Genomic DNA, 20,098 nt, shown 5'->3' with positions numbered 1-20,098 from the left:
GGTCTTATTTTAAGCGGCCGGGGGAACCATCGACATTCCTAGTGCTGCGTGAAGGAAGAGAAGAACGTCTTGCTGGACGGGAAGGAACAAGGACTGTTCAAGCGGGACCTTGTTTGATACGGAGTGAGGAATGGCTGTTGGAACCAGAGCTGTTCTGTCTTTATGAGAACTGGTTATCTAGTGAGGATGAACTGCAAACATCGCGCTTTCTACAGCGAATCTCTTATCGTCTGCGCGCAGCTGTTGTCGAGCTGCTCGAATCGCCGGATGGCGAATGGGCAGCGGTCACCCTGCTGCATCCAGAGTCGCTTGCGGTGGCGCAGCCCGCCAAGCTTGCCGCGCTTCAGGACGCGCAGCTCGAAGCGCTGTTCGCTGCGGTGGCGGAGAGCCAGCGGCAAGGCGGCGATTGCCGCCTTGACCTGCTGGTCGCCTACACCGCAAGTGCAGCCGAATTCGCCGCAAAGCGCGAATTCATCGAAGACGTGGCCGATCAGACACTCGGCCACGCTTATGCGGCGGCATGCCGCATCGGGGCGCTGATCGCGCCCGATGTGGAGCCTGTCGCCGCTGCGGAAATCGCGCGTATCGCCGATTTCCTAGTGCTGGACGGCGCGGCGGGCGAGCACGCGCCGGAAGAGACCGCCGCGGAGGAATTCGCCCTGGCGGCGGGGAAGATCTTTGCCGCCGTGACGAGCGTGAAGCCGGCGGCGGTGGTGCTCGCCGCGGGGACACCGGCGGCGTCGGCTTTGGCCGATCTGTATCAGATCGGGCTCAGCGGGATCTTTTGCAGCGCCGGTCAGCGGACCGAAGCGCTGCTGAGAGCGGCCTGCCTGATCTGGATCGCCAGGCAGCGTGAAACGCTGGATACTGCCGCCGGGGGAAGGCAGTAAGCTTTTTCTGATGAACGATACGGTGCAGTTCATATAAGAATCGAAAAAAGACTTCAGAGCAGCGATTATCCGGTTATCGGAGAATCGTTGCTTTGTTTTTTTGGTCGTTAGCTGCCTGCTTCAACAGCGTACATATATCCCTTTACTCAATCACTATACTCAACCTCCGTGCTCAATACTGTACTCAACCTACGTACTTAAACTAATCTGCACTCATGCTTTGCATTTAAACGCCGTACTCACACCGGGTACTCATACCATGTGCCCAAACACCGCACTCAACCTCCGCCCCCTGATGCTTAAGGACCCAGATGACGCTATTTGCCTGATTTTAGCTTTTTAAGCATGGTTTCGGACACCAGAGACACTATTCGTTAGGAAGAGGCACATATTTGGTGCTTTTCAGGTCAATAGCTGCAATGGGGTCCGTTAGAATACCAAATGTGTTTAAAATCAGCGATTAGGGTCAGCTGAGTCCGATAGTAGCAACATACGCGAGCAACTTGCATCATACGCTTATCAATCGTGTCGTATTCATACTTTGCATTTAACCTCCGCACTCAAACTAATCTGCACCGATCCTTTCTACTATCACCAGTAGCTACAGACAACATTAGTTTTAGGACATCCACATACGTTTCCAGCTTCTCCTTACATTTTACATAAACAGGATAATGACAGTGAAGGCTCGAATTTTATTAGCATCTTGCTGAATAGGGGTGCTGTAGATGTCTACAAATTTTAGAGTTGGCCTGCAAAAGGTCGTAGATCATTCTTACGATATTGAGATTGGGGAAGGTCTTTTTGGCGCTCTGATCGAGGATTTGAAACATGGAATTGTCGAGAATGTAAGCAAATTCGCGATTGTTACAGATTCAAAAGTTGAAGCCCTGTATGGACAAGCCTTGCTGGAACAACTGCATCAGAATGATTTTCAAGCGGAGTTATTTTCTTTCCCTGCTGGAGAGAAGTCTAAAACCCGAGAAACGAAGGCACAGCTGGAGGACCGGCTATTAAGCCGTTCTTACGGACGAGATTGCTGTATCCTTGCCATAGGAGGTGGAGCGGTAACGGATTTGGCAGGCTTTTTGGCTGGAACATTTGGTCGGGGAGTGCCAAGTTTGAACTATGCAACTACCCTTTTAGCAGCAGCGGATGCTTCTATTGGTGGTAAAACGGGCGTGAATACACCGGTTGCAACCAATCTAATTGGTGTTTTTCATCAGCCTAAAAAGGTCTACATTGACCTAGCCACTTGGAGAACGCTTCCGGTACGTGAGCTTCGTAGTGGGTTGGCTGAAACAATCAAACATGCCTGCATCGCGGATGCTGACTTTTTTGAGTTTCTTGAACAGAATATGGAGCGAGTGGTCTCCTCAGAAGGCGAACTTGTATTAGATCGAGAGGTTTGTGAACGGATTGCTTTTCATAATTGTGAGATCAAGTACAGCGTGGTGGAAAAGGATGAACTGGAGAGCAACCTGCGCCAAATTTTAAATCTGGGGCATACTGCTGGCCGGGCGTTAGAGGCTTTAAGTGGTTATGAATTATTACATGGTGAAGCTATTGCGATTGGACTCGCGGTTCAGGTGCAGCTGGCAGAGCAGTTAAAGTATGTAACACCTGACCAAACTCAGCGTGTGATTGCTTTGTTGAAGAAGGCGGGACTTCCGACTGAAATACCAGCAACCATTACAAATAGAATGCTGATTGATAAGATGTATACGGATAAAAAGGTTCGCAAAGGGCGTATACGGTTTGTGTTCCAAGCTGGAATTGGAGCGATGAAGTCTTTTGAAGGTGGAGCTTATTCGACGCCAGTCGAAGAGCAAGTCCTATCCGAGCTTTTAAATAAAATACGCAGCTAAGAGAGGAAAACGCTAATTTAAATTTATGACGAATAACCCGGAAGGTAGGGTTTACTTTTTCGTTCAAGGTGGTATTATTAAAATATAAGTTGCACTAAGGAAATATAGTTGTACTATTGCAACAATGATTATCATTCTCACTACTCATAGTTATCATTCATGCTGTCCCGGCTAAGCCGGGGCAGCATGTGTCATTTTAGGGGTCTTAAGAATGGCTCTCATTATCATTTAGACAAAACAAAACGTATGCTCCCGAAGCAAGTTTTGTTGCGAAGAGAAGTCAATGAAGTAATCCTACACAAAACTTTCAGGATGGTGATTATTATGCAAGCAACATCAAAACATTTACCCCAGCAAACCTCAATCTCCGGCAGCATGAAGAAACCAGGCGCTCCAAAACGCCGGTTCGATCTGAGAGCCATGCTCAGCAACTCCGAGATGCAGGCTGCGCTTGGCAGCGGAGTACTTATGCTTTTTGCTTGGGCTATGGGCAGCTGGTCAGAAGTTTTCTCTATAGTACTTTATGTTATTTCGTATACCATTGGTGGCTGGAACAAAGCCAAAGAAGGCATTGAGACGCTCGCCAAAGAACGTGATCTCGATGTGAACCTGCTGATGATTGCGGCCGCACTAGGCGCAGCTACCATTGGGTACTGGAATGAAGGTGCTATGCTCATCTTTATTTTTGCGCTTAGTGGAGCTTTAGAGAGCTATACGATGGAACGGAGTAAGAAGGATATTTCCTCACTTATGGCCTTGAAACCTGCCACAGCCATGCGGATTGAAAAAGGAAGCATGAACGAGGTAGCTATTGATCAGTTAGTAATTGGAGATCTGTTGCTTGTACGTCCAGGGGACCTTATTCCTGCAGATGGCAAGGTGTACAGAGGAGAATCGGCAGTAGATCAGGCTTCCATTACAGGAGAGTCAGTGCCTGTTGAAAAATGTGCCGGTAGCGAAGTATTCGCAGGTACGGTCAATGGAGAAGGTCCGCTTTATATTGAAGTAACGAAATCAGCAGAGAACACACTTTTTTCCAAGATCATTAAGATGGTAGAAGAAGCAGAGACGGATGTTCCAAACTCACAGCGATTCATTAAAAGACTGGAAGCCATCTATGCACGGGTTGTCGTTGCCTCGACTGTGGCTCTTATTTTCCTTCCACCCTTTTTGCTGGACTGGAGCTGGAGCGCAACCTTTTATAAAGCGATGGTTTTTCTTGTAGTAGCCTCGCCTTGTGCGTTGGTCTCATCGATTATGCCTGCGATGCTGTCGGCCATTTCCAAAAGTGCGCGAAAAGGGATTTTATTTAAAGGAGGGGTCCACCTCGAAAATATGGCCCGGACCTCTGTTGTAGCTTTTGATAAGACAGGGACCCTTACAGAGGGAACTCCGCAGGTGACAGACTTTATTGCAGCTGAAGGCTACAACCGGGAAGAATTACTGGCGATTAGCGCATCCATTGAGCATATGTCACGCCATCCATTGGCGGAAGCCATTGTGCGTAAAGCTGAGGAAGAATATCTGGAGCTGCGGGGAGTGCAGGAAAGTAAAACCATCACTGGCTGGGGAATTGAAGGTCAAGTTGACGGGCATCTCTGGAAAATTGGAAAGTCCAATTTACTGGATGAGCTGACTTCATCTGCGATGAACTCTGAGCTTGCATTCTGGAGAACTAAACGGCAGCAGTTGGCGGAAGAGGGGAAGACTGTCTCCATTATTTTGGACGGTGAGCATATTGCAGGTATGATTGCATTGCAGGATACAGTTCGCCCACAAGCAGAAGCCGCAGTGCGGAAGCTGCAGGAGCTGGGGATTAAAGTGGCTATGCTTACGGGTGACCGGGAAGCTACAGCAAAAGTTATTGCGGCTTCAACCGGAGTAGATTTAGTATTTGCCGACCTTTTACCAGAGGATAAAGTAAAGCATATTAAGGCGCTTCGTGAAGAGCACGGTAATGTTGTGATGGTGGGTGACGGTGTGAATGATGCGCCTGCTCTGGCTACAGCGACTGTTGGTATGGGAATGGGCATGAAAGGCAGTGGTGCAGCGCTTGAGATCGCCGATGTAGTGCTTATGAATGATAATATTGAAGAGATCGCCTCGACCATTTCATTGGCACGGCGCTCACAGCGTATTGTGAAGCAAAATATGATTTTTGCTGTAACAGTAATCGCGGTTCTGATGATCAGTAACTTTGTGCAGGGCATCGCCCTTCCTTTTGGCGTGATCGGTCATGAAGGCAGTACGATATTGGTTATTCTTAATGGGCTGCGATTGCTGCGGTAAGTGGTCAGTGAAGTTACTGTGTATTATTTATTGCCAAAAATTAAATTGTTCACAAATGATTTTTCCCTGAGGGAGTCTGGCTTATTGACATTTTTGCTTTCAGTTAGCATAATTAAGACTACATTATAATTATTTTAAATAAGAAGCGACGTCACTGCCGTCTAACTCAAGGAGGATATAGATATGTATAAATCAATAATTGTTGGAACCGGACCGGCGGGGTTGACTGCTGCTATCTACTTGGCTCGTGCCAATTTGAACCCACTAGTAATCGAAGGACCTCAACCTGGCGGACAATTGACCACCACTACAGAAGTGGAGAATTTCCCGGGATTTCCTGATGGAATTATGGGTCCAGACTTAATGGATAATATGCGTAAACAAGCTGAACGTTTTGGTGCGGAATTCCGTACGGGTTGGGTGAACAGTGTAGAACTTGGAGAGCGTCCTTTTAAGCTTAATGTTGAAGGATTGGGTGTTCTTACGACGGATACCCTGATCATTTCGACTGGCGCTACGGCAAAATACCTCGGTATCCCAGGCGAGCAGGATAATGTGGGACGCGGTGTGAGCACCTGTGCTACCTGTGATGGATTCTTCTTCCGTAATAAAGAGATCGTGGTTGTTGGCGGTGGAGATTCTGCGCTTGAGGAAGCGGGTTTCTTGACTCGTTTTGCCTCCAAAGTAACGCTGGTACACCGTCGTGAAGAGCTACGTGCTTCCAAGATCATGCAGGATCGCGTTCGCGATAATGTTAAAGTAGCTTGGAGCCTGAATCGTACTCCTCTGGAAGTAACTTCTGGAGACAAAGGCGTGAGTGGACTAAAAGTGCTGAACAATGAGACCGGACAAGAAGAAATCATTGAAGCAAGCGGAGTGTTTGTGGCGATTGGCCACCATCCTAACACTGCATTTTTGGGTGGACAAATCACAACTAATACTGAAGGTTATATCATGACTAACCCAGGTACTTCTGAAACTAATATCCCAGGCGTATTCGCTTGTGGTGATGTGCAGGATACCCGTTATAGACAAGCAATTACGGCAGCAGGCAGTGGATGTATGGCAGCTATGGATGCTGAGAAATACATTGAAAGTCTGGAACATAGCGCGGTTATTCTGTAACATAACTGTAATCTTCCATAGGAGGTCTAATGATGGAAAATGTAATTGTATATACATCAACAAATTGTCCACATTGCCGTCAGGTGAAGAGCTTTTTGAGTGAAAAAGGCGTAGCCTATGAAGAGCGTAATATTGAGCAGAATGATGATTACGCGCAGCAGGTTTGGGATATGGGAATGAGAGCTGTTCCTGTAACTGTAATTGGTGAGCACAAAATCGTGGGGATGAATAAAACTCAGTTCGACAAAGCATTGGCGACTGTTTAATTAAATATATTTCTGTGAGGAAATTGCAAAAGCAAAAGGTCGCTTCCATTTTGGAGGTGATCTTTTTGTGGTCTAAGTATACAAAAATAGCCTGACGCTAATATGCGCAGGCTATTTTTTATGATGTAAATCGCAAAGTTCAATTTAAGCTTGAGTGAAAGAGGTAATGATCTGAAATAGGACGTATACAGCAACACCGCTGCCGATCAGAATGAATCCTGATTTCTTTTTGGCTTGAAAAAAACGGAGCACACCGAGACTGATCAAAGGGGCAATAATGAGCAGAAAAAGCAACACAGTGATGAACATCTGTGCCGAGATATCAGACGTATCAACATAGGTCATGGACTCGCTCTCCATTTCAAAAAAGGGGTTGTAGTGATAAATGTCACACTAACTTATCCTTTATTATATAGGATTTAAGTTGCTTTTACTGCACTTTTGATCCACCTAAATGCGGCAATTTTACGTCAATTCTATCCGCTCTTGAATTTCACCCGTGAAACTGTCCCGCAAAACGTTGTCCATTAGACTACATTAAACGGTCACCCGAATATCGCCTAGAAAATGCATAACTGCAGAGAACCCCGCGCCTATCATCGTGCCTCGGCTGCCCAGCTTGGAGAAGGTAATCTCGAGCTGCTGCTTATGATAAGGAAGTGTACGCTCGGCTACAACCCGGCGAAGGGGCTCCCCTAACCAGGCTTCTGCTTCGGATAAGGCTCCACCGATGACAATCAGCTCTGGATTAAAGCTATTGATTAGATTCGTTACTCCGATGCCGAGATATTCACCCATAGATGAGAAGTGGCGCAAGGCGTCTTCTTGTCCAGCGGCTGCATAACGGACCAGTTCTTGTGTGGTATGAGCAGGGAGGGAGAACTCGGAATGGTCATAGGTTTTCTCCGAGGCATATAGCTCCCAACAGCCACGGCTCCCACAACTGCACGGCTTGCCTTGTGCTTCAATCGTCATATGTCCGGTCTCGCCGGCATATCCTCTTGCACCTTTGTACAGTTCTCCGCCAATAATAATACCGGATCCGATCCCTGAACCCGCACTGATATAGAGCAGATGTCTAACATCTTTTGCCGCCCCAAAGTTCAGTTCACCTTGTGCACCTGCGTTAGCTTCGTTATCAATAGTGACTGGAACCGCGAATTCCGCCTCCAAAATACCCCGCAGGTCGACCATTTCCCAGCCGAGGTTGGGAGCAAAAAGAACAACCCCGTTCTCATCCACCATCCCGGGGACACCTACTCCGATGCCGACGATACCGTATGGGGATTCAGGTGCTTTATCAATCAAGTCTGAAATTGTTTTTTTCATCCGTTCCAGTACATAAGGCAGAGCATGATTGTCCAGGGAGAAATCGCTTTCGAAAAGAATGCCACCACTTAAATCACATAAGACGGCTGTCAGTTGCTTCACCCGTAGCTCTATACCGATTACACTGCCGGCCATGCTGTTAAAATGCAGCATTAGCGGCTTACGTCCGCCACTGGATTGACCTGGTCCAACTTCAGTCACTAATTCTTGAGCGCATAGCTCAGCCACCAGATTGGATACGGTAGCTTTATTCAGTCCGGTCATCTCTGAAACCTTGGCGCGCGAGAGCGGAGAGTTCCTTCGAATAGTATGTAGTACGATCGATTTATTGATTTTTTTGACCAGCGCCTGATCTCCGGTAACCTTCACGAATCACACATCCTTTTTAGCATAGTTCCCTTTTGTTGTATGCCACTTAGTCTAGAGTGATGTGCTGGAAATTGCAATACATCGGCAGAAAAGAGGAAATCTATGTTTATTGGATTTTTTGAATATTAAACGGATAGGCAAGGGAGACTTAAAGAGGCGGAAATTTTATAAAAAAACTTTGTTTAACCAATATACAAAGTCAAAAAGATGTGTTAAGATGATGCTGTAAACGCTTGCTAGCGTAGCACAATATGAGGAGGATTACACAATGGCTTATTTTGAGACAGTGAACAAAATCTCTTACGAGGGAAGCCGTTCCACCAACCCTTATGCATTTAAATTCTACAATCCTAAAGAAGTCGTAGCCGGCAAAACTATGGAGGAACATCTGAAATTTGCAATGGCTTATTGGCATACATTAACTGCTGGCGGTTCTGATCCGTTTGGCGCTGAAACTGCAATTCGCAGCTGGGACAAATTGAGTGGTCTTGATAAAGCTAAAGCTCGCGCTGAAGCAGCATTCGAATTTATGGACAAGATGGATCTGCCTTACTTCTGCTTCCATGATGTAGATATCGCACCAGAAGGCGCATCTTTGCGTGAGTTCTACAGCAACATCGACACTATTGTTGATATCCTTGAACAAGGCATGAAGACTTCCGGCAAGAAATTGCTGTGGAATACAGCTAATATGTTCACTAACCCGCGTTATATGCACGGTGCAGGTTCTACACCTAACGCTGATGTTTTCGCACATGCAGCAGCACAAGTGAAGAAAGGTCTGGAAGTTGGTAAACGTCTGGGCGCAAGCAACTATGTATTCTGGGGCGGCCGTGAAGGTTACGAAGAATTGCTGAATACAGATATGGGTCTTGAACAAGATAACATTGCACGTCTGTTCAGCATGGCTGTAGATTACGCTAAGGAAATTGGTTTTGATGGTCAATTCCTGATCGAACCTAAACCAAAAGAGCCTACTAAACATCAATATGATTTCGATGCAGCAACAACAATTTCGTTCTTGCAAAAATACAACCTCGACAAGCACTTCAAGCTGAACCTTGAAGCTAACCACGCTACGCTTGCAGGTCATACTTTTGAACATGAACTTCGTGTAGCTCGTATTAATGGCATGCTTGGATCACTTGACGCTAACCAAGGGGATACACTGCTTGGTTGGGATACTGATGAATTCCCAGTAAACATCTACGATGCAACACTTACTCTTTATGAAGTATTGAAGAATGACGGTCTTGGCAAAGGCGGAATTAACTTCGACGCTAAAGTACGTCGTCCTTCCTTCGAGCCACAAGATCTGTTCTTGGCACACATCGCTGGTATGGATACTTACGCAAAAGGCTTGAAAGTTGCTGCTAAATTGATCGAAGATCGCGTATTCGAAGATTTCATTGACAAACGCTACAGCAGCTTCACAGAAGGCGTTGGTGCAGACATCGTTTCCGGTAAAGCAACATTGGCTTCTTTGGCTGAATATGCTTTGAACAATGAGAACCCACGTCCTAACCAATCCGGACGTCAAGAATACCTGAGAGCTACCCTTAACCAATACATCTTGGCTGAGTAGTCCTTATAGGGAGCTTGAAGCTTAGGCTTTGAGTCGAGTTTGAACAAATGCAACGGGGGTTGCTGAAGAGAGCATTCTTCGGCAGCCCCCTTTTTGTAGTAAAAACTAAGCAAGATGCTTACGAAGTAAGTTTTGCTCGAAGTAATTCAATGAAGTCTATGCTAACAAAACTTTTAGGAGGTCAAAAATGAAATACGTTATAGGTGTTGATTTGGGGACTAGTGCAGTGAAGACTGTTCTAGTGGACCTGCAGGGGAAGGTGGCTTTTGAGCATTCCGAGTCCTACCCGCTAAGCAGACCCCAACCGAACTGGAGTGAGCAAAATCCTGAGGATTGGGTAAAAGGCACGCTGTTCAGCCTGCGCCGTCTGATTGAAGTATCAGGCATAGACCCGTCTCAAGTAGACGGTCTAAGTTTCTCCGGACAAATGCACGGATTGGTACTAGTAGATAAAGAAGGGCAAGTGCTGCGTCCAGCTATTCTTTGGAATGATACCCGTACTACTGCACAATGCCGTAAGATTGAGAAGATGCTTGGAGCGAAGTTGATCGATATCGCCAGAAACAAAGCATTGGAAGGTTTTACACTGCCTAAGATTCTGTGGGTTCAAGAGAATGAACCAGAAGTATTATCACAGGCGCATCAGTTCCTGCTGCCAAAAGATTATGTTCGTTATCGGTTGACGGGTGATTATGCAATGGATTACTCCGATGCTGCCGGAACGTTGCTATTGGATGTAGGTTCTAAAGAATGGAGTGCAGAAATCGCAGAGGCTTTTGAACTTCCGCTTTCTCTTTGTCCTAGATTGGTAGAATCCTTTGAACAGACTGGAACTTTATTGCCGAACATTGCTGAAGCGTCAGGTCTTTTATCTTCAACGAAGGTATTTGCTGGTGGTGCAGATAACGCTTGTGGCGCGCTCGGAGCGGGTGTATTGGGAGAAGGCCGGACCATGTGCAGTATTGGTACATCTGGTGTAGTTCTTTCTTATGAGAGCAATAAAGATTTGAATCTCGAAGGCAAAGTCCATTTCTTTAACCATGGTGAAAAAGATGCCTACTATATTATGGGGGTTACACTAGCTGCTGGTCATAGCCTTACGTGGTTCAAAGAAACCTTTGCGGTGGACAAAAGCTTTGATGAGCTGTTAAGCGGAGTTTCCTCTATTCCAGCTGGCAGCGGCGGCCTGTTATTCACACCTTATATTGTAGGAGAACGTACACCACATCCAGATGCGAATATTCGCGGAAGCTTTATTGGTATGGATTCAGGGCATACGTTGACGCATTTTACACGTGCAGTATTAGAAGGCATTACCTTCTCACTGCGTGAATCCATTGAGATTGTACGTGAGTCAGGCAAAGAAATTACAGAGATCATTGCAATTGGTGGTGGAGCTAAAAATGAGGCTTGGCTGCAAATGCAGGCTGATATTTTCAATGCATCCATCGTGAAGCTGGAAAGTGAACAGGGTCCGGCAATGGGAGCAGCTATGCTGGCGGCTTATGGAAGCGGATGGTTCACATCCCTTGCGGAATGTGCAGAAGCGTTTATCCGTCCTGCTGATGTATATAAACCAGATCCGAAACAAACGGCAATCTATGATGGTCTATTCAACCTCTATCAGGAAGTTTACGGCCAGACCCGCGAATTGAATAACAAGCTGGCTGCATATCGCCAATAAAGCGCCATTTATCTATCTGTCTGATATAAAAAAAGGTCTTTCGCATCTGGCGGAAGGCCTTTTTAAAGACCATCTTCTTTATAGAGGTGATGAACGGCAATATTCAAAAATGTTGCCGTTTTCATTTTTCTTCTGTAAAGTATGGAATATCTCCAAGGTAGTGGCAGCCTGTACATGAGATAGTGAAGGTTTCGGGGGGCGAAAGGCCATGTTTCAATGGTTTGTTAAGGTGCTGAATGACATCAAAATCCGCAATAAGCTGCTGCTTGCTTTTTTACTGACTACACTTTTACCGGTATTACTGGTAGGTGGTTATCTTACGATTGAGATGAGGACCATGGCGTTTGAGAATGCACTGGAGCAAGCTTCAATTAACGTAGATCGGGTAAAAAAAAGAACAGAAGAAGTCATCGGTGTATCGCAAGATATAGCGTATCGATTGTCCAATGATGCCCGGCTGAAAAAACTCGCCATACGCCAGTATGTAAGCACTTATGATGTGGTTGAGGCTTATCGGGATTACACTGATATGCGTGAATACCTAAGATTATATAAAGACATATCCAACATACGTTTATACACTGATAATGCTACGCTGCTTAACAACTGGGAGCTGATCAATCCTTCGTCTGCCATTAAGGAGAGCCAGTGGTATCAGAGAGCACAGCGGTACGATAGCCTCGTCGGTTGGGAATATATAGAGGATGAGCGTGATCAGCGGAATTATTTAAGTCTTGTCCGCAAAATCGAGCTGGAGGGCTCCAGTAAAATTGGCGTGCTCGTTATTAATGTAAACAGTCACCAGCTAACCTCAATTCTGAGCCAGGAATCATTTGATACCATGATCGTGGATGATCAGGATAATATCATTGCTGCGAACCGGAGCGATCGGACAGGAAAGAAACTGGCAGATGTTTCTTTTGATACAAAGCTTTTGGGGCAAGGAAGCGGGAGCTATGAGGCAGAAGTAGATGGTGAAGCCTCCAAAATAGTGATAGAAGAACTTAAACCACAAGCCAGCCGTAACGCCCTGCGAATTATTTCTGTTTTTTCTATTGATAGTATAGTCAAAGAACCTAATCGGGTGATTAAGCTTTCGATTACCGTGATTGCCGTAAGCGTTTTATTGGCCTTTTTAATCATATATAGTTTCTCTTCATTATTTTCACGTCGATTATTGCAGTTAAGCAGACATATTAACCGCGTTAGTACGGGTGATTTTGACACTTCATTAAAAATTGATGGCAAAGATGAAATTGCTCTGTTAGCTCGTCAGTTCAATTCTATGGTACGGAGTATTAACGATTTGATGTACGAGGTACAGGAATCTAATGACCAGAACAGTCTGCTGGAACAGAAACAGAATGATATCCGTTTTAAAATGCTGGCAAGCCAGATCAATCCTCATTTCTTGTTCAATGCGCTGGAATCTATTCGTATGGAGGCCCATATGAAAGGGCAAGTGGAGATTGCACGGGTAGTGCGTCTTCTTGGCAAAATGATGCGCAGTAATCTGGAGGTAGGCCGAAGTAAAATTTTGCTTAGCCAGGAGCTTGAAGTGGTTCGTTGTTATTTGGATATTCAGCAATTCCGTTATGAGGATCGTTTGAAATATCAATTTATTGTAGACCCTGCCGTCGAATCACTCTACATCCCGCCGCTGATTGTGCAGCCGCTTGTGGAAAATGCGGTGATTCATGGGTTAGACAACACGATGGATGGAGCAATGGTTACGGTGAATATCAAGCGTGAGCAGAATCATGCGGTCTTTACCATTACCGATAATGGAGCCGGGATCACTCCGGACAAGCTGGAGCAGATCCGTTATACCCTTGAGGTTCGTGATGAGCAGGAAGAGGCACGGATCGGGCTGCGCAATGTACACGACCGTTTGAAGTTATCCTACGGTGTTGAATATGGACTGAATATCGAAAGCCGGATGAATGAAGGAACATCTATTACGTTTCGTATTCCAATGGAGGACATAAATCTATGATCAAAGTATTGATTGTTGATGATGAGCCAAAGCTGCGGGAAGGCCTTCGGGCTCTAATCCCTTGGGAAGAGCTAGGTTATACGGTGGTGGCTACGGCCGCCAACGGCTTGCAAGCTCAGGAGAAATATCATATTTTTTATCCGGAACTGATTGTGGTGGATATCCGCATGCCTGGTATGGACGGGCTGGAGTTAATCGGTGAGCTGCGCGAGGAAGGCTCGACCAGCCATGTGCTAATTTTAAGTGGTCATGCGGATTTTGAGTATGCCAAACGTGCCATTTCTTACCGCATTGACGGCTATTTACTGAAGCCTGTGGATGAGGAAGAGCTAATCAACTATTTGGAGGAACTCAGAGTCACGATCGCTCAGGAAGATCGCTTTAGCCGCTGGAATGAAGAGGAGCCTGCCCGTAATCGCGAAAGCCTGCTGCGTACATTGCTGCAGCCTTCAACTGCGGAGGAGGGGGAGAATGATCCTGCTAAGCAGGCGGCAGCACTGGGTCTTAAATCAGACCGTGTCGAAGTGATCCTACTCGAATTACTCGCGCCTGCGGGCGGCAGTGAGGAAGGGGAGCGGGCCGTTAAGGCCGCGGTAGAACAGTATTTTGGCAGCAGTGAAGAGCGGATGTTTTTCACGATGCCGCCATATATTGGATTCCTGCTGCAAGAGCCGCTGCCAGGAAAGCAGGAACAGGAGCGGCTGATGGAAGAGCTTGCTTCCTTAATTTGCCGCGAGGGATACAACTTCAGCGCAGCAACGGGAGGCCCTGTAGCTGGACCAGAAGAGGCGGCACAGTCTTTTCAAGTGGCGCGTGAACTGCTGCGCCGGGCATTCTTTTACCGCAAAGGGATTCTGATCAGCGCCGATCTCTCCGGTATGTTGTTTCCTGGAGTGGCGGAGGCGTACACCGAAGAAGGGCAGGATGCGGAGAGCCGCCTAATGCTTGCTGTTGAAACCGGAAGCCGCGCGGCCATTGAACCGCTGGTGGATACGATCTGTGCGGAGCTACTGGCTGCGGGCAGTGAGGAGCAGCAGATCAAAGATACATTTGTGCGGATTCTCAGTACGGTGTTGGCCCGTCTCGAACCGGTCTATCCAGAGATTCGCAGCAATGCCGCTAAGCATTCCCCGCCGATCGGTGAGCTCTACCATAGTCATTACCTGGCAGACCTGCAAGAGCAGGCCGTCAATTTCATGGCGGAGATCGCCGATCAAATGTCCAGTGGCAGCAAAGGGAATGAGATCAAAAAAATTACGGAGCTAATCAACCGCCGTTACAATGAGAACCTTAAGCTTGAGACCTTATCCGAGTTATTTAATTACAACAGCGCATATCTAGGTAAAATGTTCAAGAACACTACCGGGGAATACTTCAATACGTATGTGGACAAAGTGCGGATTGAGAAGGCGAAGCAATTCCTAGCGCAAGGCATGAAAGTATATGAGGTGGCCGAGAAAGTAGGGTACATGAACCCCGATTACTTCAACGCCAAGTTCCGTAAATATGTAGGGCTCTCCCCGAGTTCTTTTCGCAAAAACATCTAAAATAGAAGCCCAAAAAGCCACAGTTGCAGTTCAGGTATAACCTGAGCTTTAGCTGTGGATTTTTTTTCTTACATTAAAGTTACTTCACTAATAATAAATCTAATCGTTGCTGCAATTCTAGATTTGCAGGGTCCTTTAGAAGGGCCAGAAGTAACGCTTGAATTTGATCCATCTCTTTAAAAGGTTCATTTTGTACATATTTGTCATGTATTCTGGTTTCCAAGGTATATCCATAATCGAACCCTAATGTTGAATACGTCGAAAGGGCGGCAACTTTACTCGCTTGCTCTACAGCAAGAATGCTTGGTGTTGAGGATCGTTCTAATTCCACTCTTAGACCGTCGAGTTCTGATGTCAGATTCAGGTCCAGCCTATTCATTAATCTGTTATGGCTTACGTTGTTATTGAATTGAAATAAATTTAGTGTCAATAATACTGCGGCGATAATCAATAATAATGTCTTGATGTTTTTGTTTTTCATTGCTCTCCTATTACCCTCCTTTAGGAAAAGAAATTGCAGGTACAACAGATAATGTCGACTCGGCATGTGCGTATAAGGAATATGTATCTGAAATAGTTGAAGTACTGATGTATCAGGTAATATTTTCTAGCTAAGATGATATTAAAGTAATTAATTTTAATTGAACCATACGGAGGTTTTCGTTGAGGAGCAGGGCAGGGGTTACGGGTATACTTGTTACGCCTCATCTGAGAGCATATTATAGTTTTCATTCGCGGGTATGACGGACTCCAGAGTCGTTATTTGGGCTATTTCGAGTCCAATTTCGATTTATCGGACTCCATGTACGTTATTAGCTGCAAATGTTCTCCAAAAGGTGGTTTTTTAAGTGAATAAGGTCTTTATAGTCCGCCTAACCCAATAAGATGTGCAATTTGCTTAAATAGGGTCATTTCAGTCCGCGCCTTCGCTTCCGGCCACGTTCACTTATAGAACGTTAGCTCGGGGCGTTTTTTAATTATGGGATGAAGTATTAATTGTGTGAAATAGACAGGGGATTAAGTATCGTATTGATTTATGAAATCAAATAATTTCACTTAATTTTATTTTCAGTAAATTCATGTTTGTTTTCAGTGTTTTCAACGATGTATCCGCTTTATTTGGGCTCTAAATCTCTAATTTTCACCTGATTTTAGGTCGAATTTATAGGGTACTGCAATCGCTTACAGAGATTTAGAATATAGACATAGAGAGGAGGGGCTTTATGAAAGCGGACACAGTAACTTCTCAAATCCCGCCGGATACCCGAACACGCAACAAAAAGCCTGCTTCAGGAGGACGGTTTTGGAGAAGCTTTAAGAATCAAAAGTACTTATGGATGATGTCGATACCTTTTGTGATCTGGGCATTCGTCTTCAGTTATCTCCCGTTATGGGGCTGGACGATGGCTTTTCAAAAGTACAAGCCCGCACGTGGCTTTTTTGAACAAGAATGGGTAGGTTTTGAACACTTTAAGACACTGTTCAGTGACTCGCAATTCCTTCTGGCGCTGCGTAATACGCTGGCGATGAGTGGAATGGGCTTAGTCGCAGGATTTATCTTTCCAATAACGTTTGCAATATTGCTCAATGAAGTGCGTCTTGGCTTCTTTAAAAGATTTGCTCAAACAGTCTCGTATTTGCCCCACTTTGTATCATGGGTGGTTGCAGCGGGGATTGTAACTAAAATGTTATCTGGTGAAAATGGTCTTGTAAACGATATCTTGTTAGGAATAGGATTCATAGACGCACCTATCCAGTTTATGGCCCAGGGCCATCTCTTCTGGGGAATCGTTACCTTATCGGATGTCTGGAAAGAGACCGGATGGAACGCCATCATCTACCTTGCAGCTATCGCAGGTATTGGGCCTGAATTGTACGAAGCGGCCCGGGTAGACGGTGCCAGCAGGCTTCGTCAGGTATGGCATATTACAATTCCGGGTATTCGCCCAACAATTACTGTACTACTCATTATGTCGGTGGGTAATTTGCTCAATATCGGCTTTGAGAAGCAATTCTTGCTCGGAAACAACCTCGTTACCGATTATTCTCAAGTGCTAGACTTGTATTCACTGAAATACGGACTGGGCATGGCGAGATATTCCTACGGTACTGCGATCAATATATTCAACTCAGTGATCAGTGTAATTCTACTGTTTACGATTAATGGAATCTTCAAACGTACAACAAAAGAGAGCCTTCTGTAGCACAGAAGGCCCTTCTACCCAATCGTGGCAGTAAATTGCCCTTTTCATGAAAGGAGAGCGTTACAGTGGGAAATTCAGCTATCACCGGAAAGTCATGGTCAGACCGGATCTTTGATTTCTTTGTATATTTTGTAGTACTGTTCGTGGTTGTAATCACGATTTATCCGTTTTTGAACGTGCTTGCCATCTCACTGAATGATTCAGTGGACAGTGTGCGCGGTGGAGTGACCATCTATCCCCGGGATTTTACTTGGGACAATTACCTAAAGATCTTCACTTTCTCCGGATTAATCACCGGGTTTAAAATATCCGCTTTGCGGACAATTATCGGTACTTTGTTCGGACTGATCAGTGCCTCGATGCTGGCGTTTACGATCAGCCGCCCTGACTTTGCAGGTCGCAAGTTTGTCTCCACATTCTTGGCAATGACCATGTATATCTCAGGAGGAATGATTCCAATCTATATGCTGATCAAGGATCTGCATATGATGAACAGCTTTGCAGTCTATGTATTGCCTGGACTGGTTAGTGCCTTTAACGTCTTCGTTATCCGCTCCTTCATCGACGGCCTGCCGTATGCGCTGCAGGAATCGGCGAAGCTGGATGGAGCCAATGACTTTACTATCTACTTCCGCGTTATTCTGCCATTGATGAAGCCAGCGCTAGCAACGATCGCGCTGTTCCTAGCAGTAGGTCAATGGAATGCTTGGTTTGATACTTATCTGTACAATGGTTCAAGCCCTAACTTGACCACATTGCAATATGAATTGATGAAGGTTCTACAGACCACAACAAGTGGTAACGGAGGCGACTACCGCTCCAACATTGCTTCGCTGGCTTCCAATCAGGTCTCGCCGGAGTCGCTCAAAATGGCGATTACGATTGTCGTAACCGTACCGATCCTGTTGGTTTATCCGTTCATTCAGAAGTATTTTGTTAAAGGTATGACACTTGGTGCTGTGAAGAGTTAATCACAGTTTAACGGGGGAGCTTAGTCTCCCCTATGCTTAAAACCTATTGTGTATCCGTTTTCTTTTGGCAAGCTGGGTAAAGTATTAACAGGTCTTCACCTGTGATACGATAGATAAACAATTTTAAGGAGGGTTTATTTAATGGGAAGTAATAGAAAGATAAAAGCCAAAGCTACGGCATTAACGCTCACTTCTATTATGCTGCTCGGTGTGCTTGCAGGCTGCGGCGGTAACAATGGCAACAATGGTAATGCTGCAGCTGGAAATACAGGCGGCAATGCAACTAATGCTGGAAATGCGACCAATGCGGCTGAGGATATTTCCCCGCTCACGATGACCTTCTTCAGTGCAGACCCTAACCCGAACTGGACAGGTATGCAAGATGAAGTTGGTAAAGTGATTACGGAAAAAACGGGAGTAACCCTAAATGCTGAATATGCAGTTGGTGATCCTCAACAAAAAGTAGCCTTGATCGCAGCGAGCGGCGAATATCCGGATTTGATCAGTGCTAAGACTGATGTCAGCAAGCTGGTGGATGCAGGCGCAATGCTTGATCTAACAGACCTGATTGAAAAATATGCTCCGAATATCAAAAAAGTATTGGGCGAAGAAGGCATGAAACGTTCACGTTACAGTGACGATGATCACGCGATTTATGCCATCCCTACCTATGCAGGTGTGGACAACAAATATTTTGATGCTGGTGGCGGATTTGAACTACAGCACCGTGCTGTTAAAGAAGCTGGATATCCTGCAATCAAAACTGTTCAAGATTATGAGAACGTAATCAAGGCTTACCTGGAAAAACATCCTACCGATGAAAATGGTAACAAAAACATCGGCCTGACTCTGAATGCAGACGATTGGTACATGTACATTACAGTAACTAACCCAGCATTTATTACTACTGGTTCTCCTGACGATGGTGAATATGCGATTGATATCGACACCCAAGAAGTAACTTATCACTTCCGTCGTCCGGCTGAAAAAGAATATTTCCGCTGGCTCAACCACATGAACGATATCGGATTGCTTGATCCAGAAAGTTTCGTTCAAAAGTATGATCAGTACAAAGCTAAAATTGCTACCGGCCGCGTTATTGGTTTGATTGACCAAGACTGGGGTTATGGCGATGGAGAAAGAGCATTGAAAGCTGAAGGCAAGCTGGATCAAGGCTATGGACACTATCCTGTAACCTTGTCTGAGGAGTACAAAGAAACCTCCTTCTGGCCTACAGGCTTCATGGGTGGTAACGGAATTGGGATCAGCGTAGATGCTAAAGATCCAGTTCGTGCGATTAAATTCCTGGACTACCTAGCTTCCGACGAAGGTCAAGTATTGGTTAACTGGGGTATTGAAGGCAAACACTACAATGTTGTTGATGGCAAACGTGTCATTCCTGAAGATGTGAACGACCGTAAATATAATGACACTACCAACTTCCAAAAAGAAACTGGTTTGGGTAATGTCGGATCAAACTATGCATTGCTGAGCGCTCACTATGGCGACGGTGTATTGGATCCATCTGGTAACTACTACACAACTCGTTTCCCTGAGCAAGTAACTGTAGGTTACAATGCGGTTGAAAAAGAAACACTTGCTGCTTACAAAGCAACAACTTGGAAAGACCTCTTCCCAAGTGAAGATGAGTTCAAAGTTAAACCTTGGGGCGCGGCATGGAACATCACGATTCCTGGGGATAGCGAAATTGTCGTTCTTGACAACAAGCTGAAGGATATCAGTTGGAAACGGATCCCAGAAGCAATCTTGTCTAAACCAGCTGATTTCGATAAAGTTTGGGATGCTTACATGGCTGAGCTTGATAAAGCTGGTGTAACGAAAGCTGAAGATTTGCGTGAAGAGCTGGTTAAACAACGCGTGAAACTTTGGAATGATTAATTATTAAATTTCGTCTAATCCAATAAAAGCATGAAGATGGCGGGAAGTCCGAACGAAAGTCCGGGCCTCCCGCTGA

The 20,098-nt window shown here is 45.6% G+C and carries 15 protein-coding genes; 12 read left to right on the top strand and 3 right to left on the bottom strand.

All coding sequences use genetic code 11. The features are described from left to right. The first annotated feature begins 137 nt into the window (after positions 1-137). The 5 genes from MKY54_RS27150 to MKY54_RS27130 all read left to right on the top strand — a co-directional run bounded on the left by MKY54_RS27150 (position 138) and on the right by MKY54_RS27130 (position 6,438). On the top strand, positions 138-890 hold the full coding sequence (locus MKY54_RS27150; RefSeq protein WP_339188540.1) for a hypothetical protein: 753 nt from the start codon (positions 138-140) through the stop codon (positions 888-890). A gap of 728 nt (positions 891-1,618) precedes the next feature. Further along, positions 1,619-2,758: a 3-dehydroquinate synthase gene (aroB, locus tag MKY54_RS27145; protein ID WP_339188538.1), complete on the top strand. Its 1,140-nt coding sequence runs from the start codon at positions 1,619-1,621 to the stop codon at positions 2,756-2,758. A 324-nt stretch (positions 2,759-3,082) separates the two neighbouring features. Beyond that, positions 3,083-5,047, top strand: coding sequence for a heavy metal translocating P-type ATPase (locus MKY54_RS27140; protein ID WP_339188535.1), 1,965 nt, complete (start codon positions 3,083-3,085; stop codon positions 5,045-5,047). A gap of 183 nt (positions 5,048-5,230) precedes the next feature. Next, on the top strand, positions 5,231-6,172 hold the full coding sequence (trxB, locus tag MKY54_RS27135; RefSeq protein ID WP_076128718.1) for a thioredoxin-disulfide reductase: 942 nt from the start codon (positions 5,231-5,233) through the stop codon (positions 6,170-6,172). A gap of 32 nt (positions 6,173-6,204) precedes the next feature. After that, positions 6,205-6,438: a glutaredoxin family protein gene (locus MKY54_RS27130; RefSeq protein ID WP_076128716.1), complete on the top strand. Its 234-nt coding sequence runs from the start codon at positions 6,205-6,207 to the stop codon at positions 6,436-6,438. Between the two features lie 144 nt (positions 6,439-6,582). Here the strand turns inward: MKY54_RS27130 and MKY54_RS27125 are convergent, their stop codons facing one another. Next, positions 6,583-6,783: a hypothetical protein gene (locus MKY54_RS27125; protein ID WP_036680251.1), complete on the bottom strand. Its 201-nt coding sequence runs from the start codon at positions 6,781-6,783 to the stop codon at positions 6,583-6,585. 192 nt (positions 6,784-6,975) lie between these two features. Further along, entirely contained in the window at positions 6,976-8,136 is a 1,161-nt protein-coding gene (locus MKY54_RS27120; RefSeq protein WP_076179356.1) for an ROK family transcriptional regulator, read from the bottom strand. Between the two features lie 268 nt (positions 8,137-8,404). On the opposite strand from MKY54_RS27120, the gene xylA reads away from it, so the two are divergent. From xylA to MKY54_RS27100, 4 genes are all read left to right on the top strand, one after another. After that, positions 8,405-9,721, top strand: a complete 1,317-nt coding sequence (gene xylA, locus MKY54_RS27115; RefSeq protein ID WP_076128712.1) for a xylose isomerase — start codon at positions 8,405-8,407, stop codon at positions 9,719-9,721. Between the two features lie 187 nt (positions 9,722-9,908). Then, the gene (gene xylB, locus MKY54_RS27110) at positions 9,909-11,405 is read left to right on the top strand and encodes a xylulokinase (RefSeq protein ID WP_339188532.1); all 1,497 of its coding nucleotides are present in this window, start codon (positions 9,909-9,911) and stop codon (positions 11,403-11,405) included. 208 nt (positions 11,406-11,613) lie between these two features. Next, positions 11,614-13,401, top strand: a complete 1,788-nt coding sequence (locus MKY54_RS27105) for a sensor histidine kinase (RefSeq protein WP_076128708.1) — start codon at positions 11,614-11,616, stop codon at positions 13,399-13,401. Next, a complete protein-coding gene (locus tag MKY54_RS27100) occupies positions 13,398-14,948 on the top strand; it encodes a response regulator transcription factor (RefSeq protein ID WP_076185438.1) in 1,551 nt (516 codons plus the stop codon). Before MKY54_RS27105 ends, MKY54_RS27100 begins: the two co-directional genes overlap by 4 nt. Before the next feature lie 79 nt (positions 14,949-15,027). On the opposite strand, the gene MKY54_RS27095 is transcribed toward MKY54_RS27100, so the two are convergent. Further along, a complete protein-coding gene (locus MKY54_RS27095) occupies positions 15,028-15,429 on the bottom strand; it encodes a hypothetical protein (RefSeq protein ID WP_248549626.1) in 402 nt (133 codons plus the stop codon). Between the two features lie 742 nt (positions 15,430-16,171). On the opposite strand from MKY54_RS27095, the gene MKY54_RS27090 reads away from it, so the two are divergent. The 3 genes from MKY54_RS27090 (at position 16,172) to MKY54_RS27080 (ending at position 20,022) form a co-directional block, all read left to right on the top strand. Then, positions 16,172-17,152, top strand: coding sequence for an ABC transporter permease subunit (locus tag MKY54_RS27090; RefSeq protein ID WP_076128702.1), 981 nt, complete (start codon positions 16,172-16,174; stop codon positions 17,150-17,152). A 65-nt stretch (positions 17,153-17,217) separates the two neighbouring features. Continuing rightward, a complete protein-coding gene (locus tag MKY54_RS27085; protein WP_076128700.1) occupies positions 17,218-18,123 on the top strand; it encodes a carbohydrate ABC transporter permease in 906 nt (301 codons plus the stop codon). A gap of 141 nt (positions 18,124-18,264) precedes the next feature. Beyond that, a complete protein-coding gene (locus MKY54_RS27080) occupies positions 18,265-20,022 on the top strand; it encodes an ABC transporter substrate-binding protein (protein ID WP_080742630.1) in 1,758 nt (585 codons plus the stop codon). Positions 20,023-20,098: the final 76 nt, after the last annotated feature.

Origin of the sequence: Paenibacillus sp. FSL P2-0121, assembly GCF_037975345.1 — a bacterium.
Taxonomy (GTDB): Bacteria; Bacillota; Bacilli; order Paenibacillales; family Paenibacillaceae; genus Paenibacillus_AQ; species Paenibacillus_AQ odorifer.
Note: the sequence above shows the minus strand (reverse complement) of the source record. Positions and strands in the feature narration are given on the sequence as shown.